14 protein-coding genes and 1 pseudogene are annotated in these 17,303 nt (G+C 71.5%); 7 read left to right on the top strand and 8 right to left on the bottom strand.

Annotation, left to right across the window (positions count from 1 at the left end):
- Window positions 1-31: 31 nt before the first annotated feature.
- Entirely contained in the window at window positions 32-1,780 is a 1,749-nt protein-coding gene (locus tag ACFXBC_RS01145; protein ID WP_385017018.1) for an FUSC family protein, read from the top strand.
- Window positions 1,781-1,837: 57 nt separating this feature from the next.
- Window positions 1,838-2,344 carry a MarR family winged helix-turn-helix transcriptional regulator gene (locus ACFXBC_RS01140; RefSeq protein ID WP_385017015.1) on the top strand — a complete coding sequence of 169 codons (507 nt, stop codon included), beginning with the start codon at window positions 1,838-1,840 and terminating at the stop codon, window positions 2,342-2,344.
- A gap of 27 nt (window positions 2,345-2,371) precedes the next feature.
- Here the strand turns inward: ACFXBC_RS01140 and ACFXBC_RS01135 are convergent, their stop codons facing one another.
- Entirely contained in the window at window positions 2,372-3,589 is a 1,218-nt protein-coding gene (locus ACFXBC_RS01135; RefSeq protein WP_385017092.1) for a cytochrome P450, read from the bottom strand.
- Between the two features lie 164 nt (window positions 3,590-3,753).
- Between ACFXBC_RS01135 and ACFXBC_RS01130 the strand changes: the two genes are divergently transcribed.
- The 3 genes from ACFXBC_RS01130 (at window position 3,754) to ACFXBC_RS01120 (ending at window position 5,647) form a co-directional block, all read left to right on the top strand.
- Window positions 3,754-3,933, top strand: coding sequence for a hypothetical protein (locus ACFXBC_RS01130; RefSeq protein ID WP_385017012.1), 180 nt, complete (start codon window positions 3,754-3,756; stop codon window positions 3,931-3,933).
- 200 nt (window positions 3,934-4,133) lie between these two features.
- Window positions 4,134-5,117: a glycosyltransferase family 2 protein gene (locus ACFXBC_RS01125; protein WP_385017010.1), complete on the top strand. Its 984-nt coding sequence runs from the start codon at window positions 4,134-4,136 to the stop codon at window positions 5,115-5,117.
- Window positions 5,114-5,647, top strand: a complete 534-nt coding sequence (locus ACFXBC_RS01120) for a GtrA family protein (protein WP_385017007.1) — start codon at window positions 5,114-5,116, stop codon at window positions 5,645-5,647. Before ACFXBC_RS01125 ends, ACFXBC_RS01120 begins: the two co-directional genes overlap by 4 nt.
- Here the strand turns inward: ACFXBC_RS01120 and ACFXBC_RS01115 are convergent.
- The 6 genes from ACFXBC_RS01115 to ACFXBC_RS01090 form a co-directional block, all read right to left on the bottom strand.
- The gene (locus ACFXBC_RS01115; RefSeq protein ID WP_385017004.1) at window positions 5,622-7,118 is read right to left on the bottom strand and encodes a DUF6056 family protein; all 1,497 of its coding nucleotides are present in this window, start codon (window positions 7,116-7,118) and stop codon (window positions 5,622-5,624) included. The two genes, ACFXBC_RS01120 and ACFXBC_RS01115, sit on opposite strands and share 26 nt — an antisense overlap.
- Before the next feature lie 154 nt (window positions 7,119-7,272).
- Window positions 7,273-8,424: an XdhC family protein gene (locus tag ACFXBC_RS01110; RefSeq protein ID WP_385017002.1), complete on the bottom strand. Its 1,152-nt coding sequence runs from the start codon at window positions 8,422-8,424 to the stop codon at window positions 7,273-7,275.
- A 36-nt stretch (window positions 8,425-8,460) separates the two neighbouring features.
- Window positions 8,461-9,939, bottom strand: a complete 1,479-nt coding sequence (locus tag ACFXBC_RS01105; RefSeq protein WP_385017000.1) for an NCS2 family permease — start codon at window positions 9,937-9,939, stop codon at window positions 8,461-8,463.
- A 250-nt stretch (window positions 9,940-10,189) separates the two neighbouring features.
- The gene (locus ACFXBC_RS01100; RefSeq protein ID WP_385016998.1) at window positions 10,190-12,574 is read right to left on the bottom strand and encodes a xanthine dehydrogenase family protein molybdopterin-binding subunit; all 2,385 of its coding nucleotides are present in this window, start codon (window positions 12,572-12,574) and stop codon (window positions 10,190-10,192) included.
- A 2-nt stretch (window positions 12,575-12,576) separates the two neighbouring features.
- Window positions 12,577-13,170 carry a (2Fe-2S)-binding protein gene (locus tag ACFXBC_RS01095; protein WP_385016995.1) on the bottom strand — a complete coding sequence of 198 codons (594 nt, stop codon included), beginning with the start codon at window positions 13,168-13,170 and terminating at the stop codon, window positions 12,577-12,579.
- On the bottom strand, window positions 13,170-14,060 hold the full coding sequence (locus ACFXBC_RS01090; RefSeq protein WP_385016992.1) for an FAD binding domain-containing protein: 891 nt from the start codon (window positions 14,058-14,060) through the stop codon (window positions 13,170-13,172). Before ACFXBC_RS01090 ends, ACFXBC_RS01095 begins: the two co-directional genes overlap by 1 nt.
- Window positions 14,061-14,345: 285 nt before the next feature.
- Here ACFXBC_RS01090 and ACFXBC_RS01085 point away from each other — a divergent pair, with 285 nt between their 5' ends.
- Window positions 14,346-16,049 (top strand): PucR family transcriptional regulator, encoded by a 1,704-nt coding sequence (locus ACFXBC_RS01085; protein ID WP_385016989.1) that lies wholly within the window; start codon window positions 14,346-14,348, stop codon window positions 16,047-16,049.
- A gap of 153 nt (window positions 16,050-16,202) precedes the next feature.
- Window positions 16,203-16,973 carry a hypothetical protein gene (locus ACFXBC_RS01080; protein ID WP_385017089.1) on the top strand — a complete coding sequence of 257 codons (771 nt, stop codon included), beginning with the start codon at window positions 16,203-16,205 and terminating at the stop codon, window positions 16,971-16,973.
- Between the two features lie 39 nt (window positions 16,974-17,012).
- Here the strand turns inward: ACFXBC_RS01080 and ACFXBC_RS01075 are convergent.
- Window positions 17,013-17,303: pseudogene (locus ACFXBC_RS01075) on the bottom strand (hypothetical protein); the annotation flags it as partial.

Genomic DNA, 17,303 nt, shown 5'->3' with positions numbered 1-17,303 from the left:
TTACTAGTAAAACACCTGCTAAGCTTTTTCTATGCCGAAGCACGCCAGGACAGGACAGGAGCGGGCACACCCCCCGCGGGTCCGCCCGCTCCCCGTCAGGACGACCCTCCAGCTGAGGCGCCCCGCCGACATCTGGCACAAACCCGCCTTCAGCGCCGCGGTGGCGCTCGCCGTACCCGATGTGACGCTCCTCCTGCTGGGCCGGATGGACCTCGTCCTCTACACATCGGCCGGTGCGATGTGCGCCCTGTACGCGCACGGCCTGCCGTACGCCGCACGCGCCCGCACTCTCCTGTGGGTGGTGCTCGGCATGGTCGCGGGTCTCGCCGTCGCACTGCTCTGCGCGTCGCTGGTCACCTCACCCGCGCTGCTGGTGCTGCTCGCTTCGCTGCTGGCGGCGCTCCACAGGACGGCCTGTGACGCGACCCGGATCGGACCTCCCGGCAATCTGATCCTCACGTTCATCGCCGCATCCGCCTTCTTCGCACCCCAGCACCTGGGACAACTGCCCGCGCATCTGGCACTCGCCCTCGGCGGCGGCGCGGTGGCCTGGGTGGTCGGGATGGCTCCCGCGCTGCTGCGGCCGCACGGTCCTGAGCGGATCGCCGTCGCGCGGGCCCTGGAGGCGGCCGCCGCGCTGTGGCACACCGGGCGGCGCGCCGACCTCCCCGTGCGGCGGACCACCGCGGCCGCCGTCCACGCGGCCTGGCACACCCTCTTCCACACCTCGCCGGGGGGCGAGGAGCGGGCCGGGCTCGAACGGCTGCTCGTCCACGCGGAGGCCGCCCTGGCGGCCCCGGCGGCGGACCCCGCTTCACCCTTGGAACAGGCCCAGGACCGGGCTGCTGGCCTGCCCTCCGGCAGCCATGACCCCGGCCGGGAGGCACAACGGTGCGCCGAGCTGGCGCGCGCCCTGCGGCGCGGACAGCCTCTCCCCGCCGTCGGGCTCACCCCCGCGGAACACCGGACACTCGCCCTCCGGCTGAGGCTCCCGCCGCCCGAACGCGTCCGCGGGGTGCGGACGGTGCTGGCACGGCTGCGCCCGGGGTCACCGCTGCTGCCGGTGGGCGCACGAGTGGCGGCCGGGTGCGCGCTGGCCGGGTGGGCCTCGCTCGCCGCCGGGGTGGGGCATCCGTACTGGGCCGTGGTCACCGCGGCCTCGCTCTTCCAGGCCAACACCACGCTCTCCTGGCAGCGGGCCGTACAGCGCCTCATCGGCAATGTGCTCGGCCTCGCCGTCTTCTTCGCGCTTCTTCCGCTGATCCACACCGGCCCGCTCACGATGGTGCTGCTGGCGCTGGCCTTCCAGATCGGCGCGGAGGCCCTCATCACCCGCAACTACTGGCTGGGGTCGGTGTGCGTCACCCCGATGGCGCTGCTGCTGACCGAGTTCGGCAGCGCCCTGCCCGCGCGCACCCTGATCACGGACCGTGCCCTTGACACCCTGATGGGCGCGGCGCTCGGACTGCTCTGCTGCCTGCTGATCACCAACCGCCGGGCCACCGACCGTATCGACACGGCCCTGGCCCGGGTCACGGCGGCCGAGGCGGCCGCACGGCGCCTGGTCGAGCTGCGATCCGCCCCGGACCACACCACCGGGTGGGCCAGGGACCGGCTGGCCCTGGCGCTGGTGGAACTGAGCGAGGCCGTCGACGTCGCCGCCGGTGAGTGGTGGCAGCGCGCCCTGCCCGCCGGTCCGGTGGCCTCCGCCGAGCAGGCCGGCCACCGCACCCTGTCCCTGCTGGTACGCCACACCGCGCCGCCGGTCCCGGCCGCTTAGGAGAGCGGTCCGCCGAAGGGGCAGAATCGACCCGGACCGAGAGCAAGGAGGGCGCACATGGCCGAGGACATCGTCGCGGGGGTGATCCGGCAGTGGGAGCAGGTGCTGCCCGGACTCGACACCGGCCCGATGGCGGTGATCGGACGGCTCAACCGCTGCTCCGCGCTGCTGCAGCAGGCTGCCGACGCACCGCTCGGGCGGGAGGGGCTCACCCGCCCGGAGTTCGACGTACTCGGCACCCTGCGCAGGATGGACCGTGAGCTCACACCGGGCCGCATCGCCCGTGAGACCTTCGCGTCGGGGGCCGCGGTGACCAAGCGCGTACGGCAGCTGGAGGAGCGCGGGCTCATCGCCCGGCGGCCCGACGACCGCGACCGCCGTGTCTCGCACCTCTCCCTCACGGATGAGGGCCGCACGCTCCTGGACCGGCTGCTCCCCGTCCAGCTGCGGTACGAGGCCGCGCTGCTCGACGGGATCGACGCCCGGGACCGCGCCGGTCTGTCCGACGCGCTGAGCGAACTGCTAGTGCTGCTCGAAGGGCGGCTGGGCAGCCTCGTGGAGTGACCGGCCGGTTTCGGCGGCCGCCCCGGATCAGCGGCCCGGTGCGCCCCGGTCGGGTCCGAGCCGTACGGGAAGCTCACGCACGCCGTTCCCCACGAAGCTGGCGGGGCGGGGCAACTCCCGGTCGGGCACGGCCTGTTCCAGTCCGGGGAAACGGGTGAAGAGCTGTTCCAGGGCGATGGTGGCCTCCAGCCTGGCCAGCGGGGCGCCCAGGCAGAAGTGCGGTCCGTGCCCGAGGGAGAGATGGCGGGCGTCCCGGGTGATGTCGAACCGGTCGGCGTCCGGCCCGTGGACGGCCGGGTCACGGCCCGCCGCCGCGTACCCGGCGAGCACCGGGGTGCCGCGCTCCACGACGGTGCCCGCCAGGGTCAGATCGCGGACCGGGTAGCGGAAGGGGAAGAAGCTCACCGGGCTGTCCCAGCGCAGCGTCTCCTCGACGACGTCCAGCCAGGTGGCGCGGCCCGCGAGAACGAGAGCGAGCTGGTCCCGGTGGGCGCAGAGTGCCCGGACCGCGTTGATGACGAGGTTCATGGTCGTCTCGTGTCCCGCGACGATCATCAGAAGCAGGGTGCCGGTCAGTTCCGCCTCGCTCAGCCGGTCGCCGTCCTCCTCACGGGCGGCGATCAGCGCACTGGTGAGGTCGTCGCCGGGCCGCTCGCGCCGGGCCGCCACGACCGCGGCCAGCACGGCCGCCATCTCCTGGTTGGCCGCCACCACGTCCGCCGGACCGATGGCGGTGGAGACCACCAGCTCGGAGAGGTGGTGCAGCCGCTCCCGGTGCTCCGGGTCCACCCCGAGGAGTTCGCAGATCACCCCCATCGGCAGCGGAAGCGCGTACGACCGGTACAGATCGGCCGTGCCGTCGCCGTCCGCCGCGGCGGCCAGTCCGTCGAGCAGCCCGGCGGCCAGCGTCTCGGTCCGCGGCCGCAGCGACTCCACCCGGCGCCCGGTGAACGCCCGGTTCACCAGGGAACGCAGCCTCCGGTGGTCGGCGCCGTCGGCCGTGGTCATGGACCGCACGGTGGCGAAGGTCCGCAGCGGCCAGCCCTCCTCGATCAGCCCCTCCCGGAGCGCCGTGAAGTGCTGCGGCCCCTTGGCGACATCGGGGTGCGCGAGGAACTCCCGGAGCGCCGCGTGGCCGAGGACCGCCGCCCCGGCGACCTCGCCGGGGAGCACGACCGGGACCACGGCGCCGCCCGCCAGGAGCCGCGCGTTGGCCGCGTGCGGGCAGCCGCCGGCCGGATCCATCCGGTGCGGGGAGACGGATGAGGTGTTCAACTCAAGACTCCTGGCTGGTCGGGCGGGTCCGCACCACGGCTCCGGCGGGCGCGGAGCGGCCGGACGTGCATGGTCCGGCACTTTCCGGGCATCAGCGGCTGGACGGGAACCCGAGATCTAAGGAACGTACGACAGTGAGCTACTCCTCCACCCCAGGTTCGCCGATATACGACCAGCTCGTCCAGGAGCAGGGCGATGTTCTCGCGGAGGCGCGGAAACTCGCCGAGGAGGCCCTTCAGCAGGCCGACCCCAAGCAGTACTGGGAGGCCGCACTCACCCACCCGCGCAGGTCCGGGAAGGTCCCGCAGGGCTGAGCCATACACCGGGCCCGGCCCCCGCCGCCGGTCCGACTCGCCACCGTTCGCATCCTTTTCGATGGTGATCGCCCGGTGACGCAAAGTCTGAATCGGTTTGGTCACGACAGGCAACCCCGCCGCCCTCACCTCCGTTCTTCATGGGTAGCGATTTCCGGAGGGAAATCGCCGTTCGCACGACAGACACGGAGTGAATGACGATGGTCCACCTTTCGGTTGTCGTACCGTGCTACAACGAAGCGGAGGTGATCGGTGATTTTCATACCGCCCTGGTCACCGCGCTCGAACCGACCGGGGAGACATTCGAGATCTGCTACGTCGACGACGGCAGCGGTGACCGGACCCTGAGCGAACTCCGCCGGCTCGCGGCCGACGACTCACGAGTGCGCTTCACCTCCTTCAGCCGCAACTTCGGCAAGGAGTCGGCGATGCTCGCCGGGCTGCGGATGGCCGCGGGTGACGCGGCGGTCCTGATGGACGCCGACCTCCAGCATCCGCCCACGCTCCTGCCGCGCATGCTCGACCTGCACCGGCACGGCTACGACCAGGTCGTCGCCCAGCGCGACCGCACCGGCGAAGGCGCCCTGCGGACCGCGCTCAGCCGGATGTACTACCGGCTCGTCCGGCGCTGCATGGATGTCGAAGTCATCGACGGCGCGGGCGACTTCAGGCTGCTCTCCCGCCGCGCGGTCGACAGTGTCCTCGCGCTCCCGGAGAGCAACCGCTTCTCCAAGGGCATCTTCTCCTGGATCGGTTTCGACACCGTCAGCTTCACCTACCAGAACGTCGAGAGGGCGGCCGGCGAGTCGAAGTGGGGCGGCCGTCATCTGCTCAACTACGGCATCGACGGGCTGCTCTCGTTCAACAGCAAGCCGCTCAGGCTCGCCATCCACGCGGGCCTCTGCCTCTTCCTCTCGGCGCTGGTCTACGCGGCGTACATCATCGGGAACGTGGTGCTCGACGGGGTCGACACCCCCGGATACACGACGCTGATCACCGCGATCGTCGCACTGAGCGGAATCCAGCTGGCCACTCTCGGGGTCATCGGTGAGTACGTCGGGCGGATCTACCACGAGTCGAAGCGCAGGCCGCACTACGTGGTCAGCGAGACCAACGACCGTGCCAGGGACTTCTCGCCGCGCCCCCCGCTGGAGAGCGCGGGCCAGGCGCGGCCGGCCTCATGACCCCCGACGTCACGCGCCCGTCCTCCGTGCCGCCCACTCCCCCGCCGCCGGGGGAGCAGGCCGGGTCCCGGCCGACGGCTCGGCAGGACGGGCCCACCGCGCCCGCGAAGAGGCGCACACTGGGCCAGTTCGTCACGTTCGCGGCCATCGGGGTCGCCAACACCGCTGTCTATTACGCGGTGTTCGCCACGCTCAACCACTGGCTGCCGTATCTGGCGGCCCATGTACTGGGCTGGGCCGTGGGCATCACCGTGTCGTTCCTGCTCAACTCGTACATCACCTGCCGCACCCGCCCCACCTGGCGCGCGTTCGCGCGCTACCCGCTCTCCGGTCTGGTCAATGTCGTGGGCAGCGGGATCCTGCTCTATCTGGCGGTGAGCATGCTCGGGATGAACGAGGACATCGCCGCTGTCGTGGCCGGTGTCCTCGTCACTCCCGTCTCGTTCCTGCTGGCCCGCTGGGCCATCGACTCGGGCGCGGCGTCCGGGCCAGGAGAAGACCCGGTCAGGGCAGCCGCTTCGCGTGGGTGACGCGGTCGACGTGGTAGTAGTCGGCGACGCAACTGGCGGGCCAGCCATGCGGCTTCTTGCTGAAGGGCTCCAGCATCCTGGCCACATGGAGCGGCTTGTACGGCAGCACCTTCGCGCCCTCCGCCGACTGCTGCCGCAGCCACTGGTCCTGCCGGTCCCACTTCTCGGCCCTGACGTGCATCTGGTGACCGAGGGTGTGCAGCGGTACGGCCAGTGAGACGCAGACCCCGGCGCAGACCACGCCGGCGGCGGCCGTCACGGCCAGCGCCCCGGGCGGACGCAGCCGTACCGCGCGCCCCAGCAGCGCACCGATGCCGACGAGCAGCAGGACGTACAGCAGCAGATAGTCGTTCCAGGTGCGCTGGGTGGTCACGAGGTGCTTCCCGAACACCGGGTAGGTGATGACGGCGCACAGGTAGCCGGAGACCAGGAAGGCAGCCACGGCCGCGCCCGCCAGGAGGAACGGGCGGCACGGCAGCAGGGCCCCGGACCTCCCCCGGCGTGCCACGAGACCGAGCACGAGCCCGGCCGCCACCGCGCCCAGGTACTGCCAGGTCGACAGGACCGTCCAGAGGATGTGGGCGTACTGGTGCAGCGAGGCGGAGAGCGAGGAGGGCGCCAGCATCGAGGTCCCGGCGCCGAACTTCTCCCGGCGGTGGCGCGAGCCCGGTGACGTCACCAGGAGCAGCACACCGATGGCGACCCCGGCCATCATGGCGAGCGACCAGCGGCGTACGAAGGTCCGTACGGCCTCGGTGAAGACCTGCCCGGCGAGGAGCACGACACCCGCGAGTACCACCAGGAGCACCACCGAGGTCTCCTCGGAGAGCGTCCCGAGGAATGTGCCCGCGAACACGGCGACGACGAGGGCGGCGATACGGCCGCGCACGGAGCGGGCGAGCAGCGCCGGGATCACCGCGGCGAGGGCGAGCACGGGCGCCACGGTGTGCGAGACGGAGGCCGCTGGCCAGAAGAACGTCTTGTACGTGTTCGGGGTGGCGAACAGGAAGACCACAGCGGTGACGGATGCCACCAGGAGCGGCACGCCGCGCGGCACGGTGAGCCGGCCGGCCCGGACGGCCAGCGCGGTCACCCCCCAGAGCAGCCCCACCATCAGCACACCGCTGACCAGACCGAACCACTGGTGGCCCGGCACCCCCGGCTCGGCGTAGAGGCCGACGAGCCAGCCGTTGGCGATCCGGCCGTTGTCGTGGAAGTAGAACTTTCCGGTGAGCCCGGAGATGCCGTGGTCACGTACGTACGGCAGGAAGCACCACTCGTCGGCGCTGGGGCGTACGTACTGCCCGTACCAGGCTGCCACGGCCAGCAGGCCGAGCGGCACCAGGGAGAGGACGAGCGCCCAGGATCTGGCCACTTCCCTGAGGGGTCCGTCGCGCCCGGGGCCTCTCGACGTCCGGTCTCCGTCGCCCGGCTGTCGGGGGACGGTGACACTCGATGCGTCGACGGCCATGTACACCACTGCCTCTCGGGGTTCTTGCCGGTCGGCCCCGAAGACGTGTTTCGATGCCCGCACGTTCCACCCCGTACCCCCTCAGGACACCTAATTACCCCGATCGGGTGAAGCCGGGCAGTGCGTGTCCCCCGTGCACGCACTGCCCGGGTGCTCAGGCGACGGAGCCTATCCGGCCGGCCGGGCCCGTCGAACTGTCGTGGTGGATGGGGGTGTGGGCGCCGGTGAGCGGGACTCCGGTGCCGCCGCGCCGATGGGCGATGATCTCCGCACCGATCGAGAGGGCGGTCTCCTCGGGGGTCCTGGCGCCCAGGTCGAGGCCGATGGGCGAGCGGAGGCGGGCCAGTTCCAGCTCGGTGACGCCGACCTCGCGGAGCCGGGCATTCCGGTCGAGGTGGGTGCGCCGGGAGCCCATCGCGCCGACATAGGCGACCGGCAGGGTGAGGGCCAGTTTCAGCAGCGGCACGTCGAACTTGGCGTCGTGGGTGAGGACGCAGAGCGCGGTCCTGCTGTCGACGTCGGTGGACTGCAGATAGCGGTGCGGCCAGTCGACGACGATCTCGTCGGCGTCCGGGAAGCGGGTGGCGGTCGCGAAGACCGGGCGCGCGTCGCAGACGGTGACCCGGTAGCCCAGCAGTTTGCCGACCGTGACCAGGGCCGACGCGAAGTCGATCGCGCCGAAGACGATCATTCGGGGCGGCGGCACGCTCGACTCGACCAGCAGCGTCAGCGGGCGTCCGCAGCGGGAGCCGTCCTCGCCGATGGTGACGGTCTCGGTGCGTCCCGCGTCCAGCAGGGCGAGCCCTTCGGCGACGGCGGTACGGTCCAGTTCGCGGTGGCCGCCGAGCGTCCCCTCGTACGATCCGTCGGTGTGGACCAGCACCGCGCGGCCGAGCAGTTCCCCGGGGCCGTCGGTGACCCGGACCACGGCGGCCGACGTGGCATCGGCCGCCGCGGCCAGGGCCGCCGTATATGTCTGCCGTGACGGGGCGTCGGCGCGCAGCGGGGTGACCAGTATGTCGATGACTCCGCCGCAGGTCAGACCTACGGCGAAGGCATCCTCGTCGCTGTATCCGAAGCGTTCCACGACCGTACGGCCCGTTTCCAGGGCCTCCTGGCACAGTTCGTAGACCGCCCCTTCCACACATCCGCCGGAGACCGAGCCGATCGCGGTGCCCTCGGTGTCCACCGCGAGCGCGGCTCCCGGGCGGCGCGGTGCGCTGCCGCCGACCGCCACCACGGTGGCGACGGCGAACTCGCGGCCCTGCTCGACCCACCGGTTCAGTTCTTCGGCGATGTCCAGCATGTCGGTCTCCTCACGGATATGTGAAAGGGCTCGGGCTTAACTGACGCCCAGCCAGCTCTCAATGGGATGGAGTGCGAAGTAGGCGAGGAACACTGCGGTGAGCACCCACATCAGCCAGCCGATCTCCCGGAACCTGCCCTGGACGGCCTTGATGAGGACGTGGGAGATGACACCGGCCGCGATGCCCACGGTGATCGAGTAGGCGAACGGCATCAGAACGGTGGTCAGGAACACCGGGATGGAGGTGGCCTGGTCGTTCCAGTCGATGTGCTTGGCGTTGGTCAGCATCATCGAGCCGATGACGACGAGCGCGGCGGACGCGACCTGGGTGGGGATGAGCTGGGCGAGCGGGGTGAAGACCAGGCAGAGCGCGAAGCCGAGACCGGTGACGACACTGGCGAGGCCGGTGCGCGCGCCGTCGCCGACGCCCGCGGTGGACTCGACGAAGACCGTCTGGCCGGACGCCCCGGCGAGACCGCCGACGATGCCGCCGGCGCCGTCGATGGTCAGGGCCTTGTTCAGCCCCGGCATCTTCCCGTCCCGGTCGACGAGGTTGGCCTGCTGGCCGACGCCGATGATCGTGCCGATGGCGTCGAAGAACCCGGCGAGCACCAGGGTGAAGACGATGACACCGACGGTGATGCCGCCGACATGGCCGATACCGCTGAACGAGACACTGCCGAAGAGACCGAAGTCGGGTGCGCTGACCGGCGAGCCGTGCAGCGCGGGGGCGTTGAGTCCCCAGTCCTTCTGGCTGAGACCTGCGACCTGGTGGACGATCGCCGCGAAGATGGTGCCGCCGACGATGCCGATCAGGATCGCGCCGGGGACCTTGCGGACCTGGAGGGCGAAGATCAGCAGGAGGGTGACGGCGAAGCAGACCACCGGCCAGCCGGTGAGCATGTCGCTGGTGCCCAGCTGGAGCGGCTTGGCTCCGGCGATGCCGCCCGGTCCCTTCATCCCGGTGACGAAGCCGGCCTGCACCAGGCCGATCAGACAGACGAAGAGGCCGATCCCCATGGTGATGGCGTGCTTCAGCGCCAGGGGGATGGCGTTCATGATCAGTTCGCGCAGCCCGGTGACGACCAGGAGCACGATGATGGCGCCGTAGATGATGCACATCGCGAACGCGTTGCCCCAGGTCATCTCCGGGGCGACCTGGTACGCCATCACTGCGGACACGCCGAGTCCCGCCGCGAGGGCCAGCGGGACATTGCCGATGAAGCCCATCACCAGGGTGGTGACGGCCGCCGCCAGCGCGGTGGCGGTGGTGATCTGGCCGCCGTTGAGGTGGTGGCCGGTGACATCGGCCCCGGACAGGATCACCGGGTTGAGGAGGATGATGTACGCCATCGCCATGAAGGTGGTGATGCCGCCGCGCACCTCCGTCGCGACTGTCGACCCTCTCTTCGTTATGTGGAAGTACCGGTCTAGCCAGGACCTTCCGGCCGGCTGGCGCGTGCCGTCGCCGGCGTCTTCCGGAACGGTCTCCGGCTCAAGGGACTGCTGGGTCATGGTGCCTACTCCCAAGGTTCAAAGGGGCACCCGCCTGAAGATTGAAGATGCGGGATTTGGGATGGTGCGTGGGCTGCACGACCCGGGGGACGGCCCGAGGCGAACTGGGTACTGCACTGTGGGGTCTGTGGGGTCTGTGGGGTCTGTGGGACATGGACCGCGAGCGGAGCGGCACTGAGGGCTCCGGGCGGCGTGCGCTGGGAAGTGTGACGTTCCTAGGAGGCACACGCCGCCCGGAGAGCTGGGGCGGTCAGGTGGCGGTGAGGTGCTCCGGCCTGACCGGCGTCCGGTTCAGTTCGAGCCCGGTCGCGTTGCGGATCGCCGCGAGGACGGCCGGAGTCGACGACAGGGTCGGCGCCTCGCCGATACCGCGCAGTCCGTACGGCGCGTGCTCGTCGGCCAGTTCGAGTACGTCGACCGGGATCGTCGGTGTGTCGAGGATCGTCGGGATGAGGTAGTCCGTGAAGGAGGGGTTGCGCACCTTCGCGGTCTTCGGGTCGACGATGATCTCCTCCATCACCGCGACGCCCAGGCCCTGCGTCGTACCGCCCTGGATCTGACCGACGACGGAGAGCGGGTTGAGCGCCTTGCCGACGTCCTGGGCCACCGCGAGCTCGATGACCTTGACCAGGCCCAGCTCGGTGTCCACCTCGACCACCGCGCGGTGCGCGGCGAACGAGTACTGGACGTGGCCGTCACCCTGGCCCGTCACCAGGTCGAAGGCGACGGTGGGACGGTGGCGCCACTCCAGCTCCAGGTCCACCGCCTCGTCCTCCAGGACGTCGACCAGGTCGGCCAGGACCTCGCCGCCGTCGGTGACGACCTTGCCGCCCTCCAGGAGGAGTTCGGCCGTGGCCCACGCCGGGTGGTAGGTGCCGAGCTTGGCCCGGCCGATCTCCAGGACCTTCTCGCGTACCGCCTCCGCCGCGTTCTTCACCGCGCCGCCGGTCATGTACGTCTGCCGGGACGCGGACGTCGAACCGGCCGAGCCGACCTGGGTGTCGGCCGGGTGGATGGTCACCTGGCTGACACCGAGTTCGGTCCGGACGATCTGCGCGTGGACGGTGACACCGCCCTGGCCGACCTCGGCCATCGCGGTGTGCACGGTCGCCACCGGCTCCCCGTTGATGACCTCCATCCGCACCCGGGCGGTGGAGTAGTCGTCGAAGCCCTCGGAGAAGCCCACGTTCTTGAGACCGACCGCGTAGCCGACACCGCGTACGACGCCCTCGCCGTGCGTGGTGTTGGAGAGCCCGCCGGGCAGGGCGCGGACGTCCGCCTCCTCGCCTGCCGCGAGCCACTGCTGCTCGGGCGGCAGCGGACGCGCCTTGACCAGGCGCAGCAGTTCGGCGACGGGCGCCGGCGAGTCGCAGACCTGCCCTGTCGGCAGCTTGGTGCCCTGCTCCATGGCGTTGAGCTGGCGGAACTCCACCGGGTCCATGTCCAGCGCCGCCGCGAGCTTGTCCATCTGCGCCTCGTACGCGAAGCACGCCTGGACCGCGCCGAAGCCGCGCATGGCGCCGCAGGGCGGGTTGTTGGTGTAGAGCGCGATGGCCTCGATGTCGACGTCCTCGATGACGTACGGGCCGACGGAGAGCGAGGAGGCGTTGCCGACGACGGCCGGGGACGCGGACGCGTAGGCGCCGCCGTCCAGCACGATCCGGCACTTCATATGGGTGAGCTTGCCGTCCCTGGTGGCGCCGTGCTCGTAGTGGAGCTTCGCCGGGTGGCGGTGGACATGGCCGAAGAAGGACTCGAACCGGTTGTAGACGATCTTGACCGGCTTGCCGGTGCGGAGGGCCAGCAGGCAGGCGTGGATCTGCATCGACAGGTCCTCGCGGCCGCCGAAGGCGCCGCCGACGCCGGAGAGCGTCATCCGGACCTTCTCCTCGGGCAGGCCGAGCACAGGGGCGATCTGCCGGAGGTCGGAGTGCAGCCACTGGGTGGCGACGTACAGATCGACACCGCCGTCCTCGGCGGGCACCGCGAGGCCGGACTCCGGGCCGAGGAACGCCTGGTCCTGCATGCCGAAGACGTAGTCGCCCGTGACGATGACGTCGGCGCGCTTCGCGGCCTCGTCGGCCTCGCCGCGGATGATCGGCTGGCGGTGCACGATGTTCGGGTGCGGGACGTGGCCGATGTGGTGGTCGTCGCGGCCCTCGTGGACGAGCAGCGCGTCCGGTGCGAGCGCCGATGCCTCGTCGGTGATGACGGGCAGCTCGGCGTACTCGATCCTGATCTTGGCCGCGGCCCGGCGTGCGGTCTCCGGGTGGTCGGCCGCGACGAGCGCCACCGGCTCGCCGTGGTGGCGGACCTTCCCATGGGCGAGAACCGGCGTGTCCTGGATCTCCAGGCCGTAGTTCTTCATCTCGGTGGGCAGGTCGTCGTAGGTGAGCACGGAGTACACACCGGAGGTCGCGAGCGCCTCGGAGACGTCGATCGACCTGATCTCGGCGTGTGCGGTGGTGGAGCGGAGAGTGAAGCCCCAGAGCATGTCCTCGTGCCACATGTCGGACGAGTACGCGAACTCTCCGGTGACCTTGAGGGTGCCGTCGGGCCGGAGCGTGGACTCGCCGATACCGCCCTTGGTCTTGGAACCCTGCTCGATGCTGGTGGGGGAACCAGTGACGCCCATGATCAGACCGTCTCTTCCTGGCGAGCGGCCGCGAGGCGGACCGCGTCGAGGATCTTCTCGTAACCGGTGCAGCGGCAGAGGTTGCCGGAGAGCGCCTCACGGATGTCCGCGTCGGACGGCGAGGCGTTCTGCTCCAGGAGTTCGTCGGCGGCGACCAGCAGACCCGGGGTGCAGAAACCGCACTGCACGGCGCCGGCGTCGATGAACGCCTGCTGGATCGGGGAGAGTTCACCGGCCTCACCGGTGCGGCCGTCGGTGGGCCTGGACTGCCAGCGCTTGGCGGTGTCCAGGCTGGTGCCGCAGCCGGATGAGGAGCATCCGGTGCCCGGGTGGGCGCCGTCGCGGTGCTTGGCGTAGTCCGCCAGGCCCTCGACCGTGACGATCTCGCGGCCCTCGGCCTGACCGGCGGCGACCAGGCAGGAGCAGACCGGGACACCGTCGAGCCGCACCGTGCAGGAACCGCATTCGCCCTGTTCACAGGCGTTCTTGGAACCGGGCAGGCCCATGCGCTCGCGGAGCACGTAGAGCAGGCTCTCGCCCTCCCAGACGTCGTCGGCCTCCTGCGGACGGCCGTTGACCGTGAAGTTCACGCGCATTATGCGACTCCCTCTGTGCTGCGGCCGTTGCCGCGGTACGACTCCCAGGTCCAGCCGAGCGTGCGGCGGGCCATGATGCCGATGGCGTGACGGCGGTAGCTCGCCGTGCCGCGGACATCGTCGATCGGGTTCGCCGCTCCGGAGACCAGCCCGGCGAACTGCTTGGCGATCGAGGGGGTGATGATCTTTCCGCTCTCCCAGAAGCCGCCCTCGTCGAGCGCCGCGTTCAGGAAGTCCTCGGCCGCCTTCGCCCGGATCGGGGTCGGGGCCGCCGAGCCGATGCCGGTGCGGACCGTGCGGGTCTCGGGGTGCAGGGCGATACCGAAGGCGCACACCGCGATGACCATCGCGTTGCGGGTGCCGACCTTGGAGTACTGCTGCGGGCCGTCGGCCTTCTTGAAGTGGACCGACTTGATGAGCTCGTCGGGGGCGAGCGCGTTGCGCTTCACCCCGGTGTAGAAGTCGTCGATGGGGATCAGCCGGGAGCCGCGCACCGACTCGGCCTCGACCTGGCAGCCGGCGGCGAGCAGCGCCGGGTGGGCGTCACCGGCGGGCGACGCGGTGCCGAGGTTGCCGCCGACACCGCCGCGGTTGCGGATCTGCGGGGAGGCGACGGTGTGCGAAGCGAGCGCGAGACCGGGCAGTTCCGTGCGCAGGTTCTCCATGATGCTGGCGTACGGAACGGACGCGCCCAGCTGGACGGTCTCCTCGCCGACATGCCACTCGCCGAGGAGGCCGATGCGGTTCAGATCCAGGAGGTACTCGGGCCGGCGGTGGTCGAAGTTGATCTCCACCATGATGTCGGTACCACCGGCGATCGGCACAGCCGTGGGGTGCTCGGCCTTGGCGGCGAGCGCCTCCTCCCAGCTGGCGGGGCGAAGGAAGTCCATGAAGCGGCTCTCTTCTTCTCATTCGGGTTGTTCGCTGGGGCCCGGGACGGCCGGCCCTCGACTGGACGTTCATCTGCTGTTCACGCTTGACGGCACAAGTACACAAGCCGGGCGGGGCGGGGTGCAGTCACCGAAACCATGAAGGAGTTGGCTGGTGTCCTTGGTCGTCTTGTATGTTCGAACGAAAGACGGGGTTCAGTTACCTCTTGGCTTTCCTCTGGAAACGACAAGTTCCGCCGACCGGCTGCACCGGGACGGCGTACGACACGGATCGGCGGCGACGAGATGCGGCTGCGCGCACTGCTGGACACGGACGCGCTGGGCCTGCGGCTGCTCGGCGGTGAGGACGAGCTGGACCGCACGGTCCGTGGTGTGATGACGACGGATCTGCGTGATCCGAGCCGGTATCTCACCGGTGGTGAACTGGTCCTGACGGGGCTCGCCTGGCGGCGCTCGGCAGAGGACTCCGAGCCGTTCGTACGGATCCTGGCGGGCGCCGGGGTCGCGGGGCTGGCGGCGGGCGAGGCGGAGCTGGGCGACATCCCCCGTGACCTGGTGGAGGCGTGTGTGCGCCACCGGCTGCCGATCTTCGCGGTGGAGGAGTCGGTCGCCTTCGCGGTCGTCACCGAGTACGTGGTGCGGCAGGTCTCGGGTGAGCGGGCCGGGGACCTCGCGGCGGTCGTGGACCGGCACCGCAGGCTGATGACGTCGGGCCCGGCGGGCGGCGGCCCGGACGTGGTGCTCGACCTGCTGACCACCGACCTGGACCTGCACGCCTGGGTGCTCTCGCCCACCGGCCGGCAGATCGCCGGGGCGGGCGCCCCGCTGCCGGAGGGGACCGGCGCCGTGCTGGCCGCCGGGCACCTCGCCGCGACCAGGACCGGGCGCCGCGCTCCGCACCGGGTCATGGTGGGCTCCACCTCGTACTCGCTCTTCCCGGTACGCGGCGGCGGGCGCGGCGCGGCCTCCGGCCTGCGCGATGTGCGCGAGACGGTGCTCTCCGACTGGCTGCTCGCGGTCGAGGCGGACGCGGGCGACTGGCCCGCCGCCCGGCTCGATCTGCTCCAGGGTGTGACCCAGCTGATCGCCGTCGAACGCGACCGCCGGGACGCGGCCAGGACCGTACGGCGCAGGCTCGCCCAGGAAGTACTCGAACTGGTCCAGACGGGTGCGCCGCCCGCCGAGATCGCGGCCAGGCTGCGGGTGGCGGCGCCGGTGCTGATGCCGGGCATCGGGACGGCTCCGCGCTGGCAGGTGGTCGTCGCCCGGGTCGACTGGGACCAGCAGGAAGGAGCGGCGATCGACGCGGGCCCGGTGGCCCAGTCGCTCCTTGAGGAGATCCTGGTCGAGCAGGCGCTGCCGGGCGGATCGGGTCCTGGTTCGTCCGACCGGATCGCGGTGGCCCACACGGGTGACGAGGCCATCGCGCTCGTCCCGCTTCCGCCGCTCGCCCAGGGGGCCGGCGACGGCGACGCGGACCAGGGCTCGGACGCCGGGCTGCACGCGGACGAGCTGCTCACCTCCGTACGCGAACCGCTCACGGCGGGGCTCGCCGACGACGGGCGGCTGACGCTCGGGGTCTCCGCATCGGTGCACTCGGCCGAGGGGCTGCGCGGCGCCCTGGAGGAGGCCAGGCACGCACGGCGGGTGGCCGCGGCCCGGCCGGGCCGGGTCTGTGCGGCGGGCCACCACGAGCTGGCCTCGCACGTCCTGCTGCTGCCGTTCGTCCCCGACGATGTGCGCCGGGCGTTCACCGCCAGGCTGCTCGACCCGCTGCGGGACTACGACAGGCGGCACCGGGCGGAGCTGATCCCGACCCTGGAGGCGTTCCTGGACTGCGACGGCTCGTGGACCCGGTGCGCGACCCGGCTGCACCTGCACGTCAACACGCTGCGCTACCGCGTCGGCCGGATCGAGCAGTTGACGGGACGTGATCTGTCGCGTCTTGAGGACAAGCTCGATTTCTTCCTGGCCCTGCGGATGAGCTGACCTGCGGGGTACCGCCGGGGGTCCGCGCGGAGCCGCAAGATTGTGAATTGATTCACCCAACCTCTTGGCCCGGCGTGCCAATCCGTGCTGAGATGCGCGCAGACTCAACAGCTCGATGGCGCGCTCGGGGAGGGCGATGTGGCCTATACCGCCATGTCTGGTTACGGAACGACAGCTGATGACGATCCTCCACTCCAGACCGCGGTATGGCGGCTGCGCTCGCGCGGCTGCTGGGCGGACGCGGCCGCCCTGCTCGAACCGCACGCGAAGCACGACGCCGAAGCGGCCCTGCACCGGGCCGCGCTGCTGATCGAGCGGTGTCTCTACACGGAGCAGGGCTGGACGGACGCGGAGGACGCCCTGCGGACGGCCGAGGCGCTCGCCCGCAGCGACGAGGCACGGGGTGCCGCCGCCTGTGAACGCGGCCAACTCGGTTACGCCTCGACGCTCCTGGGCGTACGGGACCGGGCCGACGAGGCACGGGCCGCGATGGGCAGGGCGGCCGCGCTGATCGCGCCGGGGTCGCCGGGGCGCCCGCTCCTCGACTTCCGCCGGGGGCTGATCGCCCAGGACCTCGCCGACTCGGCCCAGTCGGCACGCGCGGCCTACCGCCGGGCCCACGCGGGCGCCACGGCGCACGGCCAGACGCTGCTGCTCTCCTTCACCTGGCGCCATCTCGCCTCGCTCGCCCTGCGGGAGGGAGAACTCGCCGAGGCCAGGCACGGCTTTGCGGAGTCCCTGCGGATAAGGGAGGAGCTGGGCTATCTCGTCGGCACGGCCCCGGCACTCGCGGCGCTCGCCGACGCGGAGCCCGAACCGGAGGCGGCCCGGCTGCGAGCCGAGGCGTCCCGGCTCTTCCGGCTGCTCGGCGGCGTACCGACCTGGCTGGCCGCCCAGCTCACCCCGCCGGCCGCCGCGGTGTGAGCCCGGACGGTGCGGGGGCGTCGCGACAGGGCGCGCCGGTCAGCCGGGCGCCCCGGTGAAGTGCTCCCGTACCAGCGACTGGACCACGGCGAGGTCGCGGGCGATCAGGGCGTCCAGCAGGGCGGTGTGCTCCGACGCGTCCGCGAGCAGGTCGGCGCGCCGGGTGACGGGGGCGCTCACCAGGGGCCACTGGGCCTTGCGGTGCAGGTCGTGGGGGGGCCCCCCCCCCCGGCGGGTGGGCGGCGGGGGCCGCACGCGCCCCGGGGCTGCCCGGGCGCCCGCCGCCGGGGGGGGGCGGGGGGCCGCCCCCGCCCGGGGGGGCCCGGGAGC

Origin of the sequence: Streptomyces sp. NPDC059398 (genome assembly GCF_042751845.1) — a bacterium.
Taxonomy (GTDB): Bacteria; Actinomycetota; Actinomycetes; order Streptomycetales; family Streptomycetaceae; genus Streptomyces.
Note: the sequence above shows the minus strand (reverse complement) of the source record. Positions and strands in the feature narration are given on the sequence as shown.

Excerpts from the sequence above, each read along its gene's own strand:
- ACFXBC_RS01140 (WP_385017015.1), top strand. The coding sequence starts at position 1,838 with ATGGCCGAGGACATCGTCGCGGGGGTGATCCGGCAGTGGGAGCAGGTG.
- ACFXBC_RS01125 (WP_385017010.1), top strand. The coding sequence starts at position 4,134 with ATGGTCCACCTTTCGGTTGTCGTACCGTGCTACAACGAAGCGGAGGTG.
- ACFXBC_RS01110 (WP_385017002.1), bottom strand. The coding sequence starts at position 8,424 with ATGCTGGACATCGCCGAAGAACTGAACCGGTGGGTCGAGCAGGGCCGC.
- ACFXBC_RS01085 (WP_385016989.1), top strand. The coding sequence starts at position 14,346 with ATGCGGCTGCGCGCACTGCTGGACACGGACGCGCTGGGCCTGCGGCTG.
- ACFXBC_RS01105 (WP_385017000.1), bottom strand. The coding sequence starts at position 9,939 with ATGACCCAGCAGTCCCTTGAGCCGGAGACCGTTCCGGAAGACGCCGGC.
- ACFXBC_RS01145 (WP_385017018.1), top strand. The coding sequence starts at position 32 with ATGCCGAAGCACGCCAGGACAGGACAGGAGCGGGCACACCCCCCGCGG.
- ACFXBC_RS01080 (WP_385017089.1), top strand. The coding sequence starts at position 16,203 with ATGTCTGGTTACGGAACGACAGCTGATGACGATCCTCCACTCCAGACC.
- ACFXBC_RS01120 (WP_385017007.1), top strand. The coding sequence starts at position 5,114 with ATGACCCCCGACGTCACGCGCCCGTCCTCCGTGCCGCCCACTCCCCCG.
- ACFXBC_RS01090 (WP_385016992.1), bottom strand. The coding sequence starts at position 14,060 with ATGGACTTCCTTCGCCCCGCCAGCTGGGAGGAGGCGCTCGCCGCCAAG.
- ACFXBC_RS01115 (WP_385017004.1), bottom strand. The coding sequence starts at position 7,118 with ATGGCCGTCGACGCATCGAGTGTCACCGTCCCCCGACAGCCGGGCGAC.
- ACFXBC_RS01095 (WP_385016995.1), bottom strand. The coding sequence starts at position 13,170 with ATGCGCGTGAACTTCACGGTCAACGGCCGTCCGCAGGAGGCCGACGAC.
- ACFXBC_RS01135 (WP_385017092.1), bottom strand. The coding sequence starts at position 3,589 with ATGGATCCGGCCGGCGGCTGCCCGCACGCGGCCAACGCGCGGCTCCTG.
- ACFXBC_RS01100 (WP_385016998.1), bottom strand. The coding sequence starts at position 12,574 with ATGGGCGTCACTGGTTCCCCCACCAGCATCGAGCAGGGTTCCAAGACC.